The 22150-nt window shown below is 63.1% G+C and carries 22 protein-coding genes and 1 pseudogene; 9 read left to right on the plus strand and 14 right to left on the minus strand.

Annotation, left to right across the window (positions count from 1 at the left end; genetic code table 11):
* Positions 1 to 47: 47 nt before the first annotated feature.
* The 13 genes and pseudogenes from exeN to exeC form a co-directional block, all read right to left on the minus strand.
* A complete protein-coding gene (gene exeN, locus AB5Y89_RS07640) occupies positions 48 to 806 on the minus strand; it encodes a GspN family type II secretion system protein ExeN (protein ID WP_368223361.1) in 759 nt (252 codons plus the stop codon).
* Positions 803 to 1294 carry a GspM family type II secretion system protein ExeM gene (exeM, locus tag AB5Y89_RS07645; protein WP_010675717.1) on the minus strand — a complete coding sequence of 164 codons (492 nt, stop codon included), beginning with the start codon at positions 1292 to 1294 and terminating at the stop codon, positions 803 to 805. Before exeM ends, exeN begins: the two co-directional genes overlap by 4 nt.
* Positions 1291 to 2475, minus strand: a complete 1185-nt coding sequence (gene exeL / locus AB5Y89_RS07650) for a GspL family type II secretion system protein ExeL (protein ID WP_080988563.1) — start codon at positions 2473 to 2475, stop codon at positions 1291 to 1293. Before exeL ends, exeM begins: the two co-directional genes overlap by 4 nt.
* A gap of 113 nt (positions 2476 to 2588) precedes the next feature.
* Positions 2589 to 3614 carry a GspK family T2SS minor pseudopilin variant ExeK gene (exeK, locus tag AB5Y89_RS07655; protein WP_319887971.1) on the minus strand — a complete coding sequence of 342 codons (1026 nt, stop codon included), beginning with the start codon at positions 3612 to 3614 and terminating at the stop codon, positions 2589 to 2591.
* Positions 3604 to 3678 (minus strand): annotated as a pseudogene (locus AB5Y89_RS07660) (type II secretion system protein GspJ); the annotation flags it as partial. The pseudogene AB5Y89_RS07660 and the gene exeK, both read right to left, overlap by 11 nt.
* Positions 3679 to 3703: 25 nt before the next feature.
* Positions 3704 to 4345, minus strand: a complete 642-nt coding sequence (gene exeJ / locus AB5Y89_RS07665) for a GspJ family T2SS minor pseudopilin variant ExeJ (RefSeq protein ID WP_368223364.1) — start codon at positions 4343 to 4345, stop codon at positions 3704 to 3706.
* 44 nt (positions 4346 to 4389) lie between these two features.
* Complete coding sequence (gene exeI / locus AB5Y89_RS07670) at positions 4390 to 4743, minus strand: GspI family T2SS minor pseudopilin variant ExeI (protein ID WP_257713654.1); 354 nt, start codon at positions 4741 to 4743, stop codon at positions 4390 to 4392.
* A gap of 65 nt (positions 4744 to 4808) precedes the next feature.
* On the minus strand, positions 4809 to 5372 hold the full coding sequence (gene exeH, locus AB5Y89_RS07675; protein WP_368223366.1) for a GspH family T2SS minor pseudopilin variant ExeH: 564 nt from the start codon (positions 5370 to 5372) through the stop codon (positions 4809 to 4811).
* A gap of 47 nt (positions 5373 to 5419) precedes the next feature.
* On the minus strand, positions 5420 to 5851 hold the full coding sequence (exeG, locus tag AB5Y89_RS07680; RefSeq protein ID WP_010675723.1) for a GspG family T2SS major pseudopilin variant ExeG: 432 nt from the start codon (positions 5849 to 5851) through the stop codon (positions 5420 to 5422).
* Between the two features lie 151 nt (positions 5852 to 6002).
* Positions 6003 to 7223, minus strand: a complete 1221-nt coding sequence (gene exeF, locus AB5Y89_RS07685; RefSeq protein ID WP_045522076.1) for a GspF family T2SS innner membrane protein variant ExeF — start codon at positions 7221 to 7223, stop codon at positions 6003 to 6005.
* Between the two features lies 1 nt (position 7224).
* Positions 7225 to 8730 (minus strand): GspE family T2SS ATPase variant ExeE, encoded by a 1506-nt coding sequence (gene exeE / locus AB5Y89_RS07690; protein ID WP_201888138.1) that lies wholly within the window; start codon positions 8728 to 8730, stop codon positions 7225 to 7227.
* A complete protein-coding gene (exeD, locus tag AB5Y89_RS07695) occupies positions 8730 to 10784 on the minus strand; it encodes a GspD family T2SS secretin variant ExeD (RefSeq protein WP_010675726.1) in 2055 nt (684 codons plus the stop codon). The genes exeE and exeD overlap by 1 nt, the downstream gene beginning before the upstream one ends.
* 21 nt (positions 10785 to 10805) lie before the next feature.
* Positions 10806 to 11657 (minus strand): GspC family type II secretion system variant ExeC, encoded by an 852-nt coding sequence (gene exeC, locus AB5Y89_RS07700; RefSeq protein ID WP_272865916.1) that lies wholly within the window; start codon positions 11655 to 11657, stop codon positions 10806 to 10808.
* Positions 11658 to 11870: 213 nt separating this feature from the next.
* Here exeC and hslR point away from each other — a divergent pair, with 213 nt between their 5' ends.
* The 7 genes from hslR to AB5Y89_RS07735 all read left to right on the plus strand — a co-directional run bounded on the left by hslR (position 11871) and on the right by AB5Y89_RS07735 (position 18900).
* Positions 11871 to 12269 (plus strand): ribosome-associated heat shock protein Hsp15, encoded by a 399-nt coding sequence (gene hslR, locus AB5Y89_RS07705; protein WP_010675728.1) that lies wholly within the window; start codon positions 11871 to 11873, stop codon positions 12267 to 12269.
* A gap of 104 nt (positions 12270 to 12373) precedes the next feature.
* Complete coding sequence (hslO, locus tag AB5Y89_RS07710; protein WP_010675729.1) at positions 12374 to 13258, plus strand: Hsp33 family molecular chaperone HslO; 885 nt, start codon at positions 12374 to 12376, stop codon at positions 13256 to 13258.
* Positions 13259 to 13407: 149 nt separating this feature from the next.
* The gene (gene pckA, locus AB5Y89_RS07715) at positions 13408 to 15033 is read left to right on the plus strand and encodes a phosphoenolpyruvate carboxykinase (ATP) (RefSeq protein WP_010675730.1); all 1626 of its coding nucleotides are present in this window, start codon (positions 13408 to 13410) and stop codon (positions 15031 to 15033) included.
* Between the two features lie 173 nt (positions 15034 to 15206).
* Complete coding sequence (locus AB5Y89_RS07720) at positions 15207 to 15872, plus strand: GntR family transcriptional regulator (protein WP_069784269.1); 666 nt, start codon at positions 15207 to 15209, stop codon at positions 15870 to 15872.
* Between the two features lie 33 nt (positions 15873 to 15905).
* Positions 15906 to 17708, plus strand: coding sequence for an aminopeptidase P family protein (locus tag AB5Y89_RS07725; RefSeq protein ID WP_045522080.1), 1803 nt, complete (start codon positions 15906 to 15908; stop codon positions 17706 to 17708).
* A gap of 137 nt (positions 17709 to 17845) precedes the next feature.
* Positions 17846 to 18298, plus strand: coding sequence for an N-acetyltransferase (locus AB5Y89_RS07730; RefSeq protein ID WP_042882408.1), 453 nt, complete (start codon positions 17846 to 17848; stop codon positions 18296 to 18298).
* 131 nt (positions 18299 to 18429) lie between these two features.
* Entirely contained in the window at positions 18430 to 18900 is a 471-nt protein-coding gene (locus AB5Y89_RS07735) for a glycine zipper 2TM domain-containing protein (protein ID WP_010675734.1), read from the plus strand.
* A 77-nt stretch (positions 18901 to 18977) separates the two neighbouring features.
* Here AB5Y89_RS07735 and AB5Y89_RS07740 read toward each other — a convergent pair whose 3' ends face one another.
* Complete coding sequence (locus tag AB5Y89_RS07740) at positions 18978 to 19931, minus strand: inorganic triphosphatase (RefSeq protein WP_368223369.1); 954 nt, start codon at positions 19929 to 19931, stop codon at positions 18978 to 18980.
* Positions 19932 to 20100: 169 nt separating this feature from the next.
* On the opposite strand from AB5Y89_RS07740, the gene AB5Y89_RS07745 reads away from it, so the two are divergent.
* Together AB5Y89_RS07745 and AB5Y89_RS07750 are read left to right on the plus strand one after the other, a co-directional pair.
* Entirely contained in the window at positions 20101 to 20781 is a 681-nt protein-coding gene (locus tag AB5Y89_RS07745; RefSeq protein WP_010675736.1) for a TIGR00153 family protein, read from the plus strand.
* 25 nt (positions 20782 to 20806) lie between these two features.
* Positions 20807 to 22072, plus strand: a complete 1266-nt coding sequence (locus AB5Y89_RS07750; protein ID WP_039040595.1) for an inorganic phosphate transporter — start codon at positions 20807 to 20809, stop codon at positions 22070 to 22072.
* The last annotated feature ends 78 nt before the right edge of the window (positions 22073 to 22150 follow it).

A 22150-nucleotide genomic window follows, 5' to 3' on the forward strand; every position in this document is an offset into this window, starting at 1 on the left:
AACACCACCCCGCCGGGGCGGGGTGGTTCAAACCATGGGCAACGCCGTCAGATGCGGCCCTGATAACGCAGCGGGAAGCGCCCCTGCCCATCGGGCTGGCCGAGGAAGGGGAGCCCCTGTTTCATCTGGTCCGGCAGCTCGGGACCCGGTTTCAGGGTGCCCTGGAACAGGTACTGGCGATTGGCCTGCAACTCCAGCTTGCCCAGCACCTGCAGCGCCTCCGAGCCCTGCTTGATCTCGGCCACCAGCCGGGAGTCGAGACAGGTGAGCGTGATCTCGGGATCCCCCAGGGCCAGCTTGCCCGCCGGGGTGTCCGCCTGTGCATCATACCAGTGAAGATCCCCGTAAAGGTTGTCGCACCAGGGAGTGCCCTGGGCAAACTGATCGATCTTGAGCTGCAACTGACCCGTCGCCGTCAACGGGAAGGGGGGTCTCATCGGCACCCGATCCAGCACCCAGGGGGCCGGCGCATTCAGGGTGATGTCGCGCCCGAAAGCGGCACCGTTCCAACCCAGGATCCCCTGCCCGTTGAGTCCGCTGCGCTCGCCAAAGCGCACCGACACCTCGGGCGCCAGCCGCAGCAGGGACCAGCCATCGAGATCCCAGCGCAACTGGGTGAGGGACTCGCTGGCATATTGCACCCGGGCGGCCTGACCGCTCCAGAGGGTGCCGCTCACCCCCTCCAGCCGCACCAGATTGGGGGGCAGAGGCAGATGGCGCACCACCAGGGATGCTGGCAACTGGGCCAGCAGGAAACCGAGATAGGCCAGCAGGAAGAGACTGGCGATCACTATTTTTCGCTTCATTGGGAACGACTCAACTGCAAACGTCTGACCTTGACCAGCCCGGGGGCCAACCCCTCGCGGGCCAGCTCGATGATCTGCACCTGGACGCCGTATTGATCCGAGAGGGTCGCAAGCCAGATCAGCAGATCATCGAACGGCACTGTGTCTATCCATACCTGCAGCTCCTGACCCTGGGGCTGCAAGCGGGCAATCTTGATCTTCTGGTTGAAGGCGGTACGGTTCACCACGCCGTCCAGGGTACCGCCGGTATCGATCTGGCGCCCCTGTCCCCCCTGCATCGCCAGCACCTCCTGTCCCTTCTCCTTGAGCCAGGCCAGGGTCTGCTGCTGGTTCACCACCTGCCGCTCGCGCTCGGCAATGCGATTTGCCACCGGCTGCCAGATCGCCCAGTAGAAGAGCCCGATGAGCAGCACGCTGCCCCCCACCGCCACCAGCCGCTGCTCGCGGGCACTGATGCCGCGCCACCAGCTCTGCAGTTTGTCCATCATGACGACCTCCCCTTGAGCACCAGCGCCCCTTCGACCTTGCCTTCGGTGCTTCGCACCTCACCCTGCTGCACCTCGAAGCGCTTGCCCGCCAGCTCGCGGAAACGTTCGATCTCGGTGAAGCCGGGGGCCGTCACCTGCAACCTCAGCTCGCCCCGGGCTGCATCGAAGCGCAGCACCTCGGGCTTGAGGCCGGGCACCTCGGCAAACACCGGGGCCAGCTCGGTCAGGAGCAACAGGACGCCATCCTGGGGAGCCTGCCCCAACTGCTGGAGGTGCTGGGTCATCTGGCTGCGCACGTTGACGATACGCGTCTCCCCCGGGAAGATCCGGGTGTAGACCTGCCGGATCTCCGCCTTGAGGGCCTTGTCCTGTTCCGCCAGCTGGTGCAGATGCACACCGCGCTGCACCAGGGCCACCAGCAACAATACGCCTGCCAGCACCGCCACCTTGCGCCACTGCAACCAGTAGCGGGCGTATTCGGTCTGGGGACGATAGGGCCCCTGCAACAGGTTGGCCTGGCAGGTCAGCGCCCCTTTCGCCAGCAACAGCATGGGCAGTTCCGGGTCAGCCCCCTGCCAGTTGCCCGCCGCCATGGCAGGGATGGGAGTATGGCAGTGAAGGGTGACGGGTTCGGTCTGCGCTGCCAGCAGCATGGCCAGCAGGGACTCCTCCGCCACTATGCCCTGACGGGGGCCCTGGCGGACCAGCCACTCCTCCCCCAGTTGCAGGGCTGACCAGCCATCGGCGGCGAGCGGCAGCGCCAGCACGTCGGGCAGCAGGTGCAGGGTCTTGAGCCCTGCCTGCTCCAGCCAACCGAGCCAGGACTGCATCTTCCCCTTGTCCACCGCCATCAGATCCACCTCGCGGCCCTGATGGCCGAGCACCACCAGGTGCAGATCGTCCACGTCTGAGGCGATCTGCTCCTCCAGCAGATAGGGCAGGGCCGCCGCACTCTGGCGGCTGTATTTGCCCGGCAGATTGACCCGCCGGAAGATAAGATCGCTGCCGGGCACCAGGGTCACCACGGGGCGACCACCGGCACGCTCCTGCAGCTCGCCGAGGGCGTGCGCCGAGGCCAGGATGCCGGAGGCGATGATCTCCTGCTCCTGCGCCGACCAGACCAGCCAGTGCACTGGCTGCTGCGCATTGGTCCCCAGACGGATGACCAGACTCTCGCTCACTAATGTCTCTCCTGCCATGCCCGCTCCTCCCTCAGGGGGGCGGGCGCACAGCCATGGGTTGCAGTCCAATCGGGGGATGCGCAGGTCAGCTGAAACCACCCCACGCCCCCTTGTTATTCGGCGCCGCCGCTCAGGCGACGCAACATCACCAGCTTGTTGTCCTTGCCACGCTGGAAGACGGTCTCAAGCCTGGCGCGGGTCTCCCCCACCTCCGCCAGCAGGCGGGCCTCGAAGAAGCTGCTCTTGATGTCCAGGGCGCCATCCAGCCCGGTGATGGCACCCGGCTGAACCTGCAACTGCTCCGTCATCTCCTGCTTGTTCTTCCACCCCTTCTTGGGGCGGCTGGTCAGCACCCGCTTGGCATCGTCCAGCCCGATCTTCCCCTGGTAGAGCCCCACCAGCAGGGCCGCCTGCTCCGGCCGGATGGTATTGATGTTCACCACCAGCTTGTCATTGGGCAGGGAGCACACATAGGGGGCCAACCGGGCGTACAGGCTGGCGCTCACCCCGCGCACCGCCCGCAGTTCGTCGGTGCCCAGCATCCGCTGGTTAGCCACCAGGTAGGGGGGATTGAGTCCCTCGTAGTAGGCATCCTCGGCCCCGTTGCTCGAGACCAGCTGGGTATCCTTGTCGGTCCAGTCACGGATGGCGTCCGTCAGCTGCACCGCTTCGTAATCATCCACCTCGAGCTGGGCGAGCAGGGCCCGGAACACCTTGAACTGGTAAGGCTGGGCGTCAAGATCGTCGCCGTTCTCCCCCTCCTTGAGGGGCACGCTCAGGCTGTTGAGGTTGAAGCAGGATTGCAGATCCCGCACCCGGCCCGAGAGAGTGCCATCCTCCACCGGGAAGACCCCGTCCTCCCGCGCCCAGTTCTGTCCCAGACTCACCCGATCCGGGTCGTCCTTGAAGTCCTGGTTCAGCACCTTGATCACCAGGGCCTCCGCCGACATGGCATACCACCAGGCCTGCTTGCCCAGGGTGAGGTTGGCGGTGCGACGCAGCTCCAGTTGCAGGCGGCCGCTCATGTTGCTGGCGACGATCACCATCACCGCGAGGATGAGCAGCACCACCAGCAGGGCCATGCCCCCCTGGCGGCCCAGTGTAGTGCGGGATCGGCCCCGGTCGCGCTTAATTGCCATTGTCCACTCGCTGGCCACCAGCACCGATCAGGAACTGGCGACGTCGAATAGTGCCGTCATCCTCCGTGACGGACAGGGGAAAACGACGATCAGTTACCATTCTCTGCCCTCTGGCCACCAGCACCGATCAGGAACTGGCGACGGATGGTGCCGTAGTCTTCAAGCTCCAGCTCCACCGCCAGCCCGTAGGGCAGCAGGTCGCGCTGGGTCCACTCCTCCTTCCACTGTCCCTTGTCGTAGAAATAGAGGCGCAGCGCCGTCACGCCAGTCAGCACGGGCTGAATGCGCGGCTCGGTGCCAATGGCCGGATCCGGATAGAGGTAGCTCAACCGCTCCAGGGTCTGCCCCTTGAGACGCCAACCCACCCGTTGCAGGCCGGAGCGCGGCAGTATGCCGTCCGGATTGAGCCAGCCGCCGCGAATGAAGGCCATGCCCCAATCATCGCTCTGCTGGCCGAAGCGGGACGCCGCCAGCAGCACCTTGTTGTTCTCGCCGTCGATGCGACCGCTGCGCGGCACCATCTGGGTGACGTCCCGCTCCAGCAGGCTGAAGGCGAGCTGCAGTTCCGAGAGACGGGCCTCCTTGCGCTTGGCCACCTCGTCGCTGGTCAGCACCCCTTGCAGCACCTGATAGGCCCCCAGGCTCAGGGTGGCGAAGATGGCGATGGCCACCAGCATCTCAAGCAGGGTAAAGCCGCGGTGGTGCAATGGGTGGGTGTTGCTCTGGATCATCGGCTGACACCGGCTCCGGATCATGGACGCACGTTGATGAATGTTCATCGGCTGAGATAGGTCCGGATCATGGCCACCGGGCTGTCGGCCTTGGGCGCGGTGCGCACTTCCATGTCCAGCGCCCTGAAGTTGCTGTCCGCCGTGGCGACGCCGCGATAGCGCCAGTACCAGGTCTGCCCGGCCATCTCCTCGTCCCCTTCCACCCAGCTGTCTCCCGGCCACTTGCCTTCGAGCTTCTGCTGCACCAGCTGATTCTCCACCACCCAGGTCGCCAGGGTCTTCTGCTCCAGATAATTGAGGCCGGCCAGGTGTTCGCTCGCGGTCTTCATCACCGCCAGCCCGGCGATGGCAAACACCGCCAGGGCCACCATGACCTCCAGCAGCGTCATGCCGCGCACCCGGGCGGGGCCGCCCGACAGGGCGGTGCGACGCGCTAGAGCGCTCCCTGCGGGCCTGGCGCTCTTCACTCTTCTTCCTCTTCATCCTGCAACAGGGAGAGACGACCGAACTCGTCCCCTCTGACGGTGCGCAGGTAATGCAGATCCTCGTCCTGCTGGCTCAGGGTCAGCACGAAGGGAGAGAGCTCTCCCCCCGGAAAGACCAGGATCTGGGGTGTCCGCTCACGCTCGTCCCGACCCTGCTCCTGGCGTTCGTCCGACGCAGTGCGCCAGTTGAAACCTTCCAGCTCCACCGCCAGGGTCATCCCCTCCGGCAACGTCACCGGCCCCAGCAGCTTGTCACCGGTCAGGGCGCGCCACTTGCGATCCTTGGGATCCCGGGACATAAACTGCCAGCCGTTCTCCTCGACCCGCAGCCCCAGCAGCCTGCCATCCATGACCGAATACTCCTGGGCCTGCTGCAGGGTCGCCATGAAGCGGCGCGCCTGCTTGTCGAGCTCCCGATCCCCCCTGGCGCCCCCCATGCTGAGGGTGACGGCGGTCGCCACCAGTCCCATCAACATGGCCACCAGCAACACTTCCAGCAGGGTAAAACCGGCCTGGTGACGGGCCCAAGAGGTCACCTTCATTCAGGCAGCCCCGGGGTAGCGCAGTGAGCACGACGCGGCGGAATCACTTATTGGAAGTCCTTCAGGTTCCAGTTGCCGATGTCGTCATCGGTCCCGGCTTCGCCGTCCATCCCCATGGAGAAGATGTCGATCTTGCCGAACTGGCCCGGGCTCAGCAGCTGGTACTGGTTGCCCCAGGGATCCTGCGGCAGGCGCTTGATGTAGCCCCCTTCACGGTAGCTGCGCGGCTCAGGGGATGCGGTCGGCTTGTTGACCAGGGCGTCCAGCCCCTGCTCGGTGGTCGGGTAGCGGTTGTTGTCCAGCTTGTACATGTCGAGGGCGTTTTCCAGCGCCACTATGTCGGAGACCGCTTTTTGCTGATCCGCCTTCTCCTTGTTGCCCATCAGGTTGGGCACCACCAGGCTGGCCAGGATCCCCAGGATCACGATGACCACCATCACTTCCAGCAGGGTAAAACCCGATTGACGACGCTTTTGCATGACTGACTCCCTAACGAAATGAGATGGCATGAGCCATCAACGATTAACTGTTAAACCACGATCGTTCGATGACGCCTGTCGGCTAATCGAACCTGCGGAGTTGATTGGATTGGTAGGTTCGAATAGCGAAGCGTATTCGAACGTCCGAACCTCACAAATTCACCATGTTGTTGAGCTCGAGGATCGGCTGCAGGATCGACATCACGATAAACAGCACCACCCCGGCCATGGAGACCACCAGCATGGGCTCGAACACCCCGAGGGCGATGTTCACCTGGGTTTCGAACTCCCTGTCCTGGTTGTCCGCCGCCCGCTCCAGCATGCTGTCGAGCTCGCCGCTCTGCTCGCCCGAGGCGATCATGTGCAGCATCATGGGCGGAAAAATTCTGGTTTCATCCAGCGACTTGCGCAGGCTGGTCCCCTCCCGCACCCGCTCGGTGGCCTCACCGATGCGCATGCGGGCATAGTCGTTGGAGAGCACTTCGCCAGCGATCTTCATTCCCTCCAGCAGGGGGACCGCGCTGGCGTTGAGGATGCTCAGGGTGCGGGCAAAGCGGGCGGTGTTGAGACCGCGGCTGACCCGACCGATCACCGGCAGGCGCAGTATCACCTGGTGCCAGCGACGACGACGCTTGTCGTCGGTCAGCCACCAGCGCCAGATCAGGCCGCCAATGCCAAGGAGCAGCAGGAACCAGAGGCCGTAGTGCTGCAACAGCTCGCTGGTGCCGATGAGGAAACGGGTGGTGCCCGGCAGTTGCTGGCCCATGTGTTCGAACTGGGCCACCACCTTGGGCACCACGGCGGTGAGCAGTATGGAGATGACCCCCACCGCCACCAGGGTGAGGACGATGGGATAGATCATCGCCTGCAGCAGCTTGGTGCGCATGTGCTGGCGCTGCTCGGTGTAATCGGCGAGACGGTTGAGCACCTTCTCCAGGTGACCGGACTTCTCGCCGGCCGCCACCATGGAGCGGAACAGCTGGTCGAACACATGGGGGAAGGCCCCCAGCGAATCGGCCAGGGAATACCCCTCCACCACCTTGCTGCGCACCGTCGCCACCAGGCTGCGCAGGTGGGCCTTCTCGCACTGTTCTGCGACCGCCTTGAGGGCCTCCTCGATGGTGAGACCGGCCCCCACCAGGGTCGCCAGCTGGCGGGTGATGAGGGCAAGCTCCGAGGTGGAGGCGCCGCGGCGAAACAGCACGAAGCGGTTCGCCTCCCGCTTGGCCTTCTCGGTGGTCTCGTTCACCTCGAGGGGGGTCAGCCCCTGCTCGCGCAGCAGCTGGCGCACCTGGCGGGCGGAATCCCCTTCCAGCACGCCGCTCTTGTTGCGCCCCTTTCCGTCGAGGGCCTTGTATTCAAATGCAGCCATCTCAGTCTTCCCGGGTCACGCGCAGCACCTCTTCGAGGCTGGTCTGCCCCTTGAGCACCTTGTCGATGCCGTCGCGGCGGATGCTGGGGGTATGACCCCGGATCAGACGCTCGATGGCGAGCTCGCCGCTGGCGCTGTGGATCGCCTCGCGCACCGCCTCGTCCACCACCACCAGCTCGTGGATGCCGGTCCGGCCGCGATAGCCGGTGTGGTTGCACTGCTCGCAGCCCACCGGACGCCAGATCTGCTGATCCGGCGCAAGCTCGATGCCCATGGCAACACGCTCCTGCTCGGTGGCAGGGTGCGGTGCGCGGCAATCCGGGCAGAGGGTGCGCACCAGCCGCTGGGCCAGTACCGCCAGGAGCGACGAGGAGAGCAGGAAGGGCTCGATCCCCATGTCCCGCATCCGGGTGATGGCGCCGATGGCGGTGTTGGTGTGCAGGGTCGACATCACCAGGTGACCGGTGAGGGATGCCTGCACCGCGATCTGGGCGGTCTCGAGGTCACGGATTTCCCCCACCATCACCACGTCCGGATCCTGGCGCAGAATGGCGCGCAGACCCCGGGCGAAGGTCATGTCCACCTTGCTGTTGACCTGGGTCTGGCCCACCCCTTCGAGGTCATATTCGATGGGGTCTTCGACGGTCAGGATGTTGCGATCCCGGGAGTTGATCTCCGAGAGGGCCGCATAGAGGGTGGTGGACTTGCCCGAACCGGTCGGGCCCGTCACCAGGATGATGCCGTGAGGCTTGCGAATGAGTTCGCTGATGATGTTGCGGTTGGCCAGCGTCATGCCGAGCTGCTTGAGCTCGAGGCGCACGTTGTTCTTGTCGAGCAGTCGCAATACCACCCGTTCACCGTAGCTGGACGGCATGGTGGAGACCCGCACGTCCACCGCCCGGCCGCCGATGCGCAGTGAGATGCGGCCATCTTGCGGCACCCGCTTCTCGGCGATGTCCATGCGCGACATCACCTTGATGCGCGACACCAGCAGGGAGGCGAGCTTGCGATGGGGGCGCAGGATCTCCCGCAGCACCCCATCGATGCGAAAACGGATCACCAGGGCCCGCTCGAAGGTCTCGATGTGGATGTCGGACGCCTCTTCTTTTATCGCCTCGCTCAACATGGCATTGATGAGGCGAATGATGGGGGCGTCGTCGTCGGCATCCAGCAGATCCTCGCTCTGGGGCAGCTCTTCGGCCAGGGCAAAGAAGTCCATCTCGTTGCCGAGATCCTCCATCAGCTGACGCGCCTCGGAGGAGTCACGCTGATAGTGGGCCATCAGGAGCGTCTCGAACTCGTCGTTGCCAAGCTGCTCCACCGCGAAGGCACAGCCCGCCACCCGTCGCACCTCCAGCAGGGTCTGGGGGGAGATCCCCTGACGACAGAGCAGCACCGGGGCACCCTGGCGCTCGGTCAGGATGGCCCCGAAGTTGCGGGCAAACGCGAACGGCAGTTCCGGCAGGGGAGCCGGCAGCTCGCTGCCATCGAGCTGGTAGGCGGCCATCAGGGCTTGCTCTGCACGAAGGGCTGCTCCTGCACCTGGGCGCGCACGCCGGTGGCGGTCGCCTGCTGCTGGGCCTGCATTCTCTGGATCTGCTGCTGCACCTCGGGGGACATCATCACGTCCTGGCCATAGGCGGGCAGCACCTGGCGAGCCGGCGAGGTGGCATAGCCCTCTTCCGCAGCCCGGCTCAGCTGTTCGGCCCTGAACAGGGTGTACTTGTTGCTGGAGACCCCGGAGTAGACATTGGCGTCACGCAATATGGTCGGGCGGATGAAGACCATCAGGTTGCGCTTGGCGGTGGAGGTCTTGGAGGAACGGAACAGGTAGCCCAGCACCGGAATGTCCCCGAGCAGGGGCACCTTGGAGATCTGCTCCTGGGTCTGTTCGTCCATCAGGCCGCCCAGCACCACTGTCTCGCCGCTCTTGACCAGCACGGCGTTCTTCACGGTGCGGGTATCGAAGGTGGGGCCCAGGTTGGCGGTCCCGGTCGCCTGCTTCTGTGCCACGCTGGAGACCTCCTGCTCGATGTTGAGCAGCACGGAATCTCCTTCGTTGATCTGGGGCGTCACCACCAGCTTGGTCCCCACCGTCTTGCGCTCTATGGTGTTGAACACCTGATCGCTGGTGGTGGAGCTCTGGGAGCCGCTCTGCACCGGCACTTCCTGACCGACGTTGAAGGAGGCCTCCTTGTTGTCCATGGTGACGATGCTCGGGGTGGAGAGGATGTCGTTCTTGCTGTTGGTGGAGAGCGCCGTCACCAGCGCCGCCCAGTCCCCGTGATAGAAGCCTGCCGCCATGCCGCTGAAGCTGCCCGCCAGGGATGACAGGCCGTCGGTGTTGCCGTTGTCTTTGTAATCCTTGGCGGCGATGGCCAGGGAGCCGATGGGCAGACCGGTGTCGGTGAACTGGGTGCCGCCGCCATTGGTGTTGGCCCACTGCACCCCGAGGTTCATGCCGTCACCATCCGATATCTCGACGATGATGGCCTCCACCAGCACCTGGGCACGACGAATGTCGAGCTTGGCGATGACCTGCTCCAGCTCGGCCATCACGTCCGGCTGGGCGGTGATCACCAGGGCATTGGTGGTCTCGTCGGCGGAGATGGCGAGCTGGCCGCCGCCGATGCTGGCGCCGCCCGTGGCCGTGGCAGCCGCCCCGCCCTTCTTGTCGGCGGCGATGCTGGAGCTGACCCCCTTGAGGACGTCCACCAGATCCTTGGCCTTGCCATATTTCAGGTAGAAGACCCGGGTGTTGCCCTGGCTCTGCAGATCCCGGTCGAGCTGGCGCACCATCTGGATGATGCGGGCACGGGCCTTGGGCTCGCCGCTGATGACCACGGAGTTGGTGCGCTCGTCGGCCACCACCTTGGGGGAAAGCAGCAGCGAGGCGTTGGCCCCCTGATTGCTGCCATCCTTGTTGAGGTTGGTCACCAGCCGCACCATCTCGCCGGCGGAGGCGAACTTGAGCTTGATGACGTCCATGTCCTGATCCCCCGCCTTGTCCACCCGGCGAACCACCTCCACCAGGCGGTTGACGACGGCGGCGCGGCCAGTGATGAGCAGCACGTTGGAGGGCTCGTAGTGGACCACGTTGCCGCCGCCGGCGTTGTCGTTGAGCTGACGCAGCAGGGGGGCCAGTTCACGGACCGAGACATTGCGCACCGGCACGACCCGGGTCACCATCTCGTCACCCACGCCGGGGTTGGTGTCATCCACCACGGGGATGGCCGAGGTCTTGGCATCCTTGGAGCGCACTACCTTGAGCACGCCGTTGTTCATGGGCACCACGGCAAAGCCGTAAACGTCGAGCACGCTCAGGAAGAACTGGTAGTACTGATCCTCGTTGAGCAGGTCATAGCTGCGCACGTTGATCTTGCCGCGTACCGATGGCTCTATGATGATGGTTTTGTTCAGGTTCTTGCCGACCGTGTTGATGAACTCCTCGATGTCGGCGTTCTTGAAACTGGCGGAATACTCGGTGGCCCAGGCAGAACCGGCCATCATCAAGGCTGCCGCCATGGTGGCCAGACGCCAGCCCTTCCCTTTATTTGTCATTCTTGGTGCTACTCCAATTCATTATTCTGACAAGCCGACATAGACGTCGTAGAGCTGTCCTTGCCGCTCGACGGTGACGGTCATTTCCGTGGCGCCCGCCACCTGCTGCATCGCCTGCATGGCCTGGGCGTTGTCACGCAGATCCAGGCCGTTGATGCTGACCGCCAGATCGTTGGCGACCAGTCCGAGTTGATTGAACAGTTCCGGATTGCGACCCGGGTTGAGGCGATAGCCGGTCATGCGACCGTCCACCCGGACCGGAGAAATATTGAGGTAATCGGTGATCTTGCCCGGGTTGCCCAGCAGTTCGCTGCGCACGGAGGAGAGCCCCTCCTGGCGGGCCGGTTTGGGCAGGGGCTTGCCATACTCTTCCCCGTCCAGCATCAGGGTCTCGTCACGGCCGTCCCGGGCGATGATGACCCGATCGGCAAACACCTGGCGTATCCTGGCCTGGGTACCGTCGATGTAGTCCCCGATGCCGTAAGAGTTCTGTGTCCCGTTGTGGGCGATGATGGCGATGGACTTGGCGGGATCCGAGCTTGCCAGCACCCCGTTGAGCTGGGCATTGAGCTGGGTTTTCGGGGCATCCGCCGCCACCGTCTCTGCCGCCTTGTCCGCCTGGGGTTGCAGCGCCTTGCCAAAGAGAGAGAGGCGGCTGAGGTTGCCAAGATCGAGGCGATCGCCGCCACTCCCCTGCACCGAGGTGACCGAGGGTTGCCAGGGGGTCAGGGGAGCGGGCTGGGCCAGTTCGTACAGGCGCCAGGTGAGCACGGCACACTGCTGGGCCAGCAACAGCAGCAGAAGCCAGAACAGGGGCTGGCTGAAACGGGAAAGTGGCATGGCCTTGCAGCGAGCCAGAAGGGAAGTCAACAAATCATCCCTGAACGGTAGCGTCATCTTTCTCAAAATTGTCTGGCATCCAAGTCGGTTGGCTATTGTGTACGGCAATGGACCCAGAGACAACCGACCGGATGGGACCAAGGGGTGAAAATTCAGTTTCCGTCACACCCGGATGCCCCCTGTTTCTATCCCGGGGCCCGCCTCTGGTATAATCAGGCACCTTTTCAGCCATCCCGGAGCCGATCCATGTCGAATCCAGCACAAAGCAGCACTCAGGTCCGTCTCGACAAGTGGCTGTGGGCCGCCCGCTTTTACAAGACCCGCAGTCTGGCGCGGGATCAGATCGACGGCGGCAAGGTGCACTACAACGGCCAGCGCACCAAGCCGGGCAAGGCGGTCGAGGTCGGCGCCCTGGTTCGATTCTGGCAAGGCCAGGACGAGCGGGAGGTGCGGGTGCTCGAGGTGAGCGAGCAGCGCAAATCCGCCCCGCTGGCCCAGCAACTCTATGAAGAGACAGAGGCCAGCCTGAAGAAACGGGCCGAAAACAGCGAAGCCCGCCGCTTCAACAGCCAGTTTGCCCCAAGCCCGGAGCGCCGACCCGACAAGCAGGAGCGACGCCAGCTTATCCGGGTCAAGCAATCCTAATCCGCGTCTGTGGCCCCTTTATGACGACAGGTGGAGGAATTAGTTCCTAACCACCTGTTTAACAATGTGTTTATTTTTCCCCAAGAACATCCTAGGAAACCATGATGAGTAACCAAGACCTCCTGTATCGCTATCTGTTCGAAGAGTACGAAGTGCGTGGGGAGCTGGTCCAGCTGGATCGTACCTACCGCCACATCATCGACGCCCAGAACTACCCGGTACAGGTGCAGCACCTGCTGGGCGAGCTGCTGGTTGCCACCAGCCTGCTGACCGCCACCCTCAAGTTCGAAGGCTCCATCACGGTGCAGCTGCAGGGGGACGGTCCGGTGCGTCTGGCCGTCATCAACGGCGACAACAACCAGCAATTGCGCGGCGTGGCACGCTATGAAGGGGAACTGCCGACGGACGGCAAGCTGCAAAGCCTGATCGGCAACGGCCATCTGGTCATCACCATCACTCCGGATCAGGGAGAGCGCTATCAGGGCATCATCGCCCTGGAGGCCGACACCCTGGCGGCCTGCCTGGAGCACTACTTCGCCCAGTCCGAACAACTGGCCACCCGCCTCTGGATCCGCACCGGCCACCACGAGGGCGAGCCCCGTGCGGCGGGCATCCTGCTGCAGGAGCTGCCGGCCCAGAGCGAGGATCACAGCGAAGATTTCGACCACCTGGTCCAGCTCACCACCACCATCAAGGACGAAGAGCTGTTCGGTCTGGACGCGGAAGAGATCCTCTACCGCCTCTACCACCAGGACAAGGTACGGGTGTTCGATCCCCAGGCCATCGAGTTCCGCTGCACCTGCTCCCGCGCCCGTTGCGAAGGGGCCTTGCTGCAGATAGACAAGGAGGAAGCGGTATCCATGGTGCAGGAGCTCGGCAAGATCGACATGCACTGCGATTACTGCGGCGCCCACTACGAATTCGACGGGATAGACATCGAAACCCTGTTCAGCAGGGCTCCCGGTAATGATGCAAACCAGTTACACTAATCAAAGGCGGGCAAAACCCGCCTTTAACTTAAATAACAAAAAAATACCCTATTTTATAAAGTTTGATGGCGATCGCTAAAAACTACCACCTAGGTGGTAGCATGAACGTCAGATAGAACCCTACACACCTCTGAACCCAGGAGAATACAATGACAATCGTGGTAGAACCCACCCTGGCCCAACAACTGAAGCTGGACCAATACGGTATCAAAAACAGCCAGGAAATCGTTCGCAACCCCTCCTATGAGCAGCTTTTCGCTGAAGAGACCCGCTCAGACCTTGAGGGCTTCGAACGTGGCGTCGTCACCGAGCTTGGCGCCGTCAACGTCAACACCGGCATCTTCACCGGCCGCTCCCCTAAAGATAAATATATCGTCAAAGATGCCACTACCCAGGATACTGTGTGGTGGTCTGACCAGGGTAAAAACGATAACAAGGCGATTACCCCGGAAGTGTGGTCACATCTGAAAGGGCTGGTCACCAAACAGCTCTCCGGCAAGCGTCTGTTCGTGGTGGACGGCTTCTGCGGCGCCAACCCGGACACCCGCCTGGCGGTGCGCATCATCACCGAGGTGGCCTGGCAGGCGCACTTCGTGAAGAACATGTTCATCCGCCCGAGCGAAGAGGAGCTGAAGACCTTCAAACCGGACTTCGTGGTGATGAACGGTGCCAAGTGCACCAACCCGAACTGGAAGGAGCAAGGTCTCAACTCCGAGAACTTCGTCGCCTTCAACATGACCGAGAAGATGCAACTCATCGGCGGCACCTGGTACGGTGGCGAGATGAAGAAGGGCATGTTCTCCATGATGAACTACTTCCTGCCCCTGCGCGGCATCGCCTCCATGCACTGCTCCGCCAACGTGGGCAAGGATGGGGACGTGGCCATCTTCTTCGGCCTCTCCGGCACCGGCAAGACCACCCTCTCCACCGATCCCAAGCGTCAGCTGATCGGCGATGACGAGCACGGCTGGGATGATCACGGCGTGTTCAACTTCGAAGGGGGCTGCTACGCCAAGACCATCAAGCTCTCCGAAGAGGCCGAGCCGGACATCTACCACGCCATCCGCCGCGATGCGCTGCTGGAGAACGTGACCGTGGCCGCCGATGGCACCATCGACTTCGACGACGGTTCCCGCACCGAGAATACCCGGGTCTCCTACCCCATCTATCACATCGACAACATCGTCAAGCCGGTCTCCAAGGCGGGTCACGCCACCAAGGTGATCTTCCTGACCGCAGACGCCTTCGGTGTGCTGCCCCCGGTCGCCAAGCTGACCAAGGAGCAGACCAAGTACCACTTCCTGTCCGGCTTCACCGCCAAGCTGGCCGGTACCGAGCGCGGCATCACAGAGCCGACCCCGACCTTCTCCTCCTGCTTCGGCGCGGCTTTCCTCAGCCTGCACCCGACCAAGTACGGCCAGGAGCTGGTGAAACGGATGGAAGCGGCAGGGGCTGAAGCCTATCTGGTCAACACCGGCTGGAACGGCACCGGCAAGCGGATCTCCATCAAGGATACCCGTGGCATCATCGACGCCATCCTGGATGGTTCCATCGAGAAGGCGCCGACCAAGGTACTGCCGGTGTTCAATCTGGAAGTGCCGACCGAGCTGCCGGGCGTCAACCCCGCCATCCTGGATCCGCGAGACACTTACGCCGACCAGGCCGAGTGGGATGCCAAGGCGGCCGATCTGGCCGGGCGCTTCATCAAGAACTTCGAGCGCTTCACCGACAACGACGAAGGCAAACGCCTGGTCGCGGCGGGCCCGCAGTTGTAAGAAACGCGCCTCGCGTCTCGCAATCCCGTACCGGTCAGCCCTGCTGGCCGGTATTTTTTTGGCCGATGCGCGGCATATGGCTCCCGCCAAGCCTTGCCTTGACGGCCCTTGCGCGTTAGATTCAGCCAAACTTTATACAATATACAATTTTGCAACCTGCCCGTGACCCCAGCATGACCCCACCTTACAAGACCCGAACCCAGATGGTGATGGAGAACCTCCGCGGCCGGATATTGCGTGGCGAGTTTGCTGCGGGCGCCCCCCTGCGCCAGGACGCCATCGCCAAGGAGCTGGCGGTGAGCCGCATCCCGGTGCGGGAAGCCCTGATGCAACTGGAAGCGCAGGGGCTGGTGAAGTTCGAGGCCCATCGCGGCGCCGTGGTGACCATGCTGGATGCCTCGGCCATCGAGGAGCTCTTTTATTTGCGGGCACTGCTCGAAGCCGATACCCTGTTCCACGCCGTCGACCTGATGACGGAGGAGACCTTCGCCCAGGCGCAAGCCATCCTCGCCCAGTTTGATCTGGCGCTGGAGTCTGGCACCCAGATCGAACACTGGGCCGAGTTGAATCACCGCTTTCACGCCACCCTCTACCAGGCAGCCAATCGCCCCCAGGCACTGGACCTCATCGCCCAGATCAATCTGAGCTGCGACCGCTATGTGCGTTTCGAACTGCTGTTCGCCCAGGGCGGCGTGGACAAAGCCGAGCGGGAGCACGCCCGACTCCTTGAACTGTGCCGCGCCCGGCGCAAGCACGAAGCAGTGGTACTGCTCAAGCAACACATCGAGGCGGCAGGCCAATCGATCAGACAGATCCTGGCAAGCGGCCACCATCAATGAACACTCACATCACCACAAGCTGGCAATAACGACATGAACCATTTCGAGATTATTGAAACCCGCGTCGCCCAGGTCAGGGCCACACTGGCCACGCTGGAGCTGGACGCCTTCATCGTTCCCCACGACGACGAGCATCTGGGGGAGTACATTCCCGCCTATGCCGAGCGGCTGGACTGGATCACGGGTTTCAACGGCTCCGCCGGGCTCGCCATCATCATGGCGCATCGGGCGGCCCTGTTCATCGACGGTCGTTATACCGTGCAGGCGCGCATGCAGGCGCCGGCCGAGCTGTTCGAGTTTCTCCACCTCAATGAAGACCCCCACGTGCAGTGGCTGGCGGAGCAGTTGCCCTCAGGCTCCCGGGTCGGTTTCGATGCTCGCCTGCACAGCCTGGCCTGGTATCAGAACGCCAACGCCGTGCTGGCCGATCACGGCATCGAGCTGGTACGCATCGACGAGAACCCCATCGATCTGCACTGGAGCGATCGTCCCGCTCCGACCAAGAGCCCTGTCATCCTCTACAGCGAGGAGCTGGCGGGCCAGTCCAGCCAGGCCAAGCGCGAAATGCTGGCCAGCGATCTGCGCAAGCGCGGGCTGGATGCGGTGCTGCTGACCCAGGCCGAGCCCATCAACTGGCTGCTCAACCTGCGTGGTCGCGACGTGGAACGCCTGCCGGTGGTGCTGGGCTTTGCGGTGCTCTACGCCAACACCACCATGGATTTCTTCGTCGATACCGACAAGATCGACTGCTTCGCCTTCAGCCAGCACGTGGGGCAGGATGTCTCCGTCTACCCCATCGACAAGCTGGGTGACGTGTTGCAGCGCATCGGCGAAGATCAGCAGAAGGTGCTGGCCGACCCCAACACCGCCAACGCCTGGACCCAGCTCGTGATGGAAGAGGCAGGCGCCATTCTGGTGGCCGGCCAGGATCCCACCATGCTGCCCAAGGCGTGCAAGAACCCCGTGGAGCTGGCCGGCATGCGCGCCGCCCATCTGCGCGACGGCGTTGCCGTCACCCGCTTCCTGGCCTGGCTGGATCGCCTGATCGCCAGCGGCGAGTTCGACGGTGTGGACGAAGGCACCCTGGCAGACCAGCTGGAAGCCTTCCGCCACGAGCAGGAGCACTATGTGGAGCCGAGCTTCGACACCATATCGGCACTCGGCCCCAACGCCGCCATGTGCCACTACCGCCACACCAACGGTACCCCGCGGGCCTTCGGCCAGGACAGCATCTATCTGGTGGACTCCGGCGCCCAGTACCTGGACGGCACCACCGACATCACCCGCACCGTCAAGGTGGGTGAGGTGACCGACGAGCACAGGGCCATGTTTACCCGGGTGCTGCAGGGTCATATTGCCCTGGATCAGGCCCGCTTCCCCCGCGGTACAGCCGGCATCCAGCTCGACGTGCTGGCCCGCATGCCCCTGTGGCAGGCCGGCTACAACTACGACCATGGCACCGGCCACGGGGTCGGCCACTTCCTCAGCGTGCACGAAGGCCCGCAGCGCATCGCCCCCAAGGGCAGCCTGGTGGCCCTGCAGCCGGGCATGGTGCTCTCCAACGAGCCGGGCTACTACCGGGAAGATGCCTTCGGCATCCGCTGTGAAAACCTGGTGGTGGTGACCGAACAGGAGGCCCGTGGCGAGCTGCCGATGCTGGGCTTCGAGCGACTGACCTATGTGCCGTTCGACATCCGCCTCATCGATCGCAGCCTGCTGAGTCCGGCGGAGTTCCGCTGGATCAACGAATACCATGCGGAGGTCTACCGCCGTCTGAGTCCGCTGCTGGAGGGCGAGGATCTCGCCTGGCTGGAGCAGGCAACCAGCCTCCTCTGATGACACAGGGCCTGCGGGCCCTGTTTCTTTATCTGCGACATGCCACAAATGCCCCCCTTGCATCGACTCCCCGCCCCTTCTACCCTGTGCCTCCTTTTTGGCTGCCCCGCAGCAGAGACCCGATCAGAGGAGCCCCGATGCACTCGTCCCCCGTATTGCGCCTTGCCACCCACACCGACATGCACGCCATCTGGCAGATAGATGCCGATGTCTTCGGCGAGGATGTCTACCCCGGTTTCTTCTTTCGCCAGGCCATGGATCTGTGGCCCGAACTGCTGGTCGTCGCGGAACGGGAAGGCCGGCTGCTGGGCTATGCCCTCGGGGGGCTTGGTCAGGATCGGTCGCAGGGCTGGCTGCTCTCCCTCGCAGTGCGTCCCGAAGCGCGCGGCTTCGGCCTGGCCGAGCAAATGATGTTGCAGGTGGAGCAGGCTCTGGCGCATTTGCAGGTTGCCCGGGTGAGGCTGACCGTGGATCCCGCCAATCCGGCCCAGCGCCTCTACTTCAGGCTGGGTTATCAGCAGTTGGCAGAAGAGAGAGGCTACTTCGGGCCGGGCGAGGATCGCCTGCTGCTGGAAAAAGCCCTGACCTGACCATCCACCACCGGCACGGGAGCCTTCCGGCCACATAATTGGTTACACTTTGCGGGTTTAATGCGCAATCTGGTTGGCGTAAAGTGCAATTCATCACCAGATTAATCCGATGCCCGCCCAGGAGGCCCATCATGTTCAAACGTATTGCTCTCGTCACCCTGCTGGCGGCCACCACCGCCATCACCGGCTGTGCCAACAGCGACGTCTACTCCGGCGATGTCTACACCAAGGATCGCGCCAAGCAGGTACAGACCGTCAGCTATGGCACCATCCTCTCCACCCGCCCCGTCAAGATCCAGGCCGATGAGAACTCCCTGATCGGCACCATTGGCGGTGCCGTGGTCGGCGGCCTGCTCGGCAGCACCATAGGCGGCGGTCGTGGCAGTGACATCGCGGCGGCCGGTGGCGCCATTGCGGGTGCGGCGGCCGGCAAGGCGGCAGGGGACAAACTCAACCAGGTTGACGGGGTCGAGCTCGAGATCAAGAAAGAGAACGGCGAATCCATCGTGGTGGTACAAAAGGCCAGCCCCACCTTTGTGCCTGGCGCCCGGGTCCGCATGACCCAGGGCAACGGCACCATCAACGTGGCCGTGGTGAACTGATAGCGCCGCTCAAGGTGCAACTGCCATGAAAAAGGTGAGCCCGGGCTCACCTTTTTGCGCTCTGCACCACCGAGGATTCACTCCCCCAGATGCAGCCAGGCCGCGATGGACAACTGCAGGCCCACCAGGTCGGCATGGTGGAACAGGGCATGCAATGATGCACGATCCCCGGCCACCTGCATCATCAGACGCTGTTGCGCCTGCAGGCCGGCCAGCCAGGAGGGGGGCACCGTCAGCGTGCCTGCCGCCTCGGCAACCAGGGATACCCCCTCGAGCAGAGCATGCAGCGCCCGTTGTTGTTCGCCAGCATCGTCACTCTCGAGCCAGAGCTGCTCATGATACTGCCAGTGCTGCATACCCAGGGTAATGCTGGCCTTCTGATCTTTGCCCTCAATCCTTTGCAGGGGCTGCACGGCCAGTGGTTTGCCAAGCCCAGCCAGCCTGTATCCGCGCTGCGCCTTGGACTGGGCACCCAGCCGCAATCCTCCCAGCGCCGCCAGCTTGCTCGCCAGGGTGAACAGGGCGCGGGCATCACCGGATTTCAGCTCCAGCTCCAGCTCGTCGATCCCGGTACGCCCCAGGGCACCGGCAATCTCCCCCTGATCCCAGGCCAGCTCGATCTCGGCATCTCCGAATGCGATCAGCCAGTGGCGGCGCAGGAAATCGGTGCTGAACTGGGCCACCAGACGGCTCTGGAGTTCATCGCGCACCGCCAGACTCGGCCAGATATCGGCAGGAAAGGCAGACAGGGTCGGAATGGTGCCCTCTACCGGGGTGTTGTACTCGGGTCTGGCGTGCAATCCGCCCACGACCTGCCCCCGGCACTTGATGGTCTGCTCGGAAAAATCATCGCTGCGACGAATGCGCAACCCCATCTCGAGCCCACGCAAACCCAGATCGGGCGTGTCGAAATAGACGTTGCCAAGAGCGGCTTGATTGGAAGAAATAATCTCTAGTGAATTCAGAAGGTTGGAGAGGGATTCTTGAATATTGCTGGTGACGAAAAACTTTATCTCGATCTCAGTTTGCATAGTCATTCCGGGCTGGCGGGCAACTTTGGGGGGCATGTTCAGGGTCGCGAGGATATAATGCCAGCGACAGTTCACGATTAATTCACGGTTTTATTGATGGCACAGTTCGGTTACCATGCGCCCCTCATAAAATCGTATCGAGTGTTTTTTCACCGACACAGGTTTGGCCATGCCAGTAAATACTATTTTGGGTCTTTTTGCCAAGTCCCCCATCAAGCCGCTGCAGAAGCATATCGTCAAGGTTCACGTGTGCTGCGAACAGCTCATTCCCTTCTTTGATGCCGTCGCTGAAGACCGCTGGGAAGATGCCGAGAAGATCCGGCAACAGATCGCCCAGCTGGAAAAAGAAGCGGACATCCTCAAGCGCGAAATCCGCTTGAAACTCCCCCGCGGCCTGTTCCTGCCGGTCGCCCGTACCGATCTGCTGGAGCTCTTGACCCAGCAGGACAAGATTGCCAACCGTGCCAAGGATATTTCCGGTCGCATGCTTGGCCGCAAGATGGAATTCCCCACCGAGATGCGCGCCGATTTCATGGCCTATCTCAAACGCTGTATCGATGCGACCGCCCAAGCCGAAAAAGCCATCGGAGAACTCGATGAGCTGCTCGAAACCGGCTTTAAAGGACGTGAAGTTGAAATGGTTGCCGAGATGATCCACCAGCTGGATCTCATCGAGGACGATACTGACACCATGCAGATCGGACTGCGCCAACAGCTGCAAGCCGTTGAGCACAAATACAATCCGATCGACGTTATGTTCCTCTACAAGATCCTCGAATGGGTAGGTGACCTGGCTGATCAGGCAGAGCGCGTTGGCGCCCGTCTGGAATTGATGCTGGCTCGTTCGTAATCGACTGACTGGGTAAACACTACTAATGGACATTATCGCAAATTACGGCACCACCCTGGTGCTCGTGGCGGCCTTGTTCGGCTTTTTGATGGCCTGGGGCATTGGTGCGAACGACGTCGCCAACGCCATGGGCACATCGGTCGGCACCAAGTCCCTGACCATCCGTCAGGCGATCATCATCGCCATGATCTTCGAGTTCGCCGGTGCCTATCTGGCCGGTGGCGAAGTGACGGCCACCATCCGCAGCGGCATCATCGACAGCAACGCCTTTGCCGACACGCCGGATCTGCTGGTGCTCGGCATGATCGCCTCCCTGCTGGCTGCGGGTCTGTGGCTGATCCTGGCCTCCTATTTCGGCTGGCCCGTCTCCACCACCCACTCCATCATCGGCGCCATCGTGGGCTTCGCCGTGGTGAGCATCGGTCCGGAAGCGGTACAGTGGAACAAGTTTGGCGGCATCGTCGGCTCCTGGGTAGTCACGCCGGCCATCTCGGGCATCATCGCCTACTTCATGTTCATCAGCGTGCAGAAGCTCATCTTCAACACGGACAACCCCCTGGACAACGCCAAGCGCTATGTCCCCTTCTACATGTTCCTGACGTCCCTGGTCATCTGCCTGGTCACCATCAAGAAGGGGCTGACCCACGTCGGTCTGCACCTGAGCAATGGCGAGGGCGCCCTGCTCTCCGTCGCCATCTCCATCGCGGTGGCGTTTGCTGGCTGGATCTATATCCGCGGCCAGCAGTACAACCCGAAAGATGACAGCAAGATGCACTTCGCCAACGTGGAGAAGGTGTTCGGCATCCTGATGATCATCACCGCCTGCGCCATGGCCTTCGCCCACGGCTCCAACGACGTGGCCAACGCCATCGGTCCGCTCTCTGCAGTCGCCTCCATCGTGGCGGCCGGCGGCGAGATCGGCGGCAGCTCCCACATCGCCTGGTGGATCCTGCCCCTTGGCGGCATCGGCATCGTCATCGGTCTGGCCACCATGGGCGAGAAGGTGATGGCGACCGTCGGCACCGGCATCACCCACCTGACCCCGAGCCGTGGCTTCGCCGCCCAGCTGGCCACTGCCGCCACCGTGGTGATCGCCTCCGGCACCGGTCTGCCCATCTCCACCACCCAGACCCTGGTGGGTGCCGTCATGGGCGTCGGTCTGGCACGGGGCATCGCGGCCCTGAACCTGGGCGTGCTGCGCAACATCGTGGTCTCCTGGGTCATCACCCTGCCCGCGGGCGCCATCCTGGCCATCGCCATCTTCTACGTGCTGCAGGCCTGCTTCTCCTGAGCAGCCCACGCCGCACGACAAAAAGCCCGGGTCATTGACCCGGGCTTTTTTATGCTTCGCGCATATCACGCCGTCTAT

The sequence above is a fragment of the Aeromonas sp. s4 genome, assembly GCF_040907855.1.
In the GTDB taxonomy this organism is placed as follows: domain Bacteria; phylum Pseudomonadota; class Gammaproteobacteria; order Enterobacterales; family Aeromonadaceae; genus Aeromonas; species Aeromonas caviae.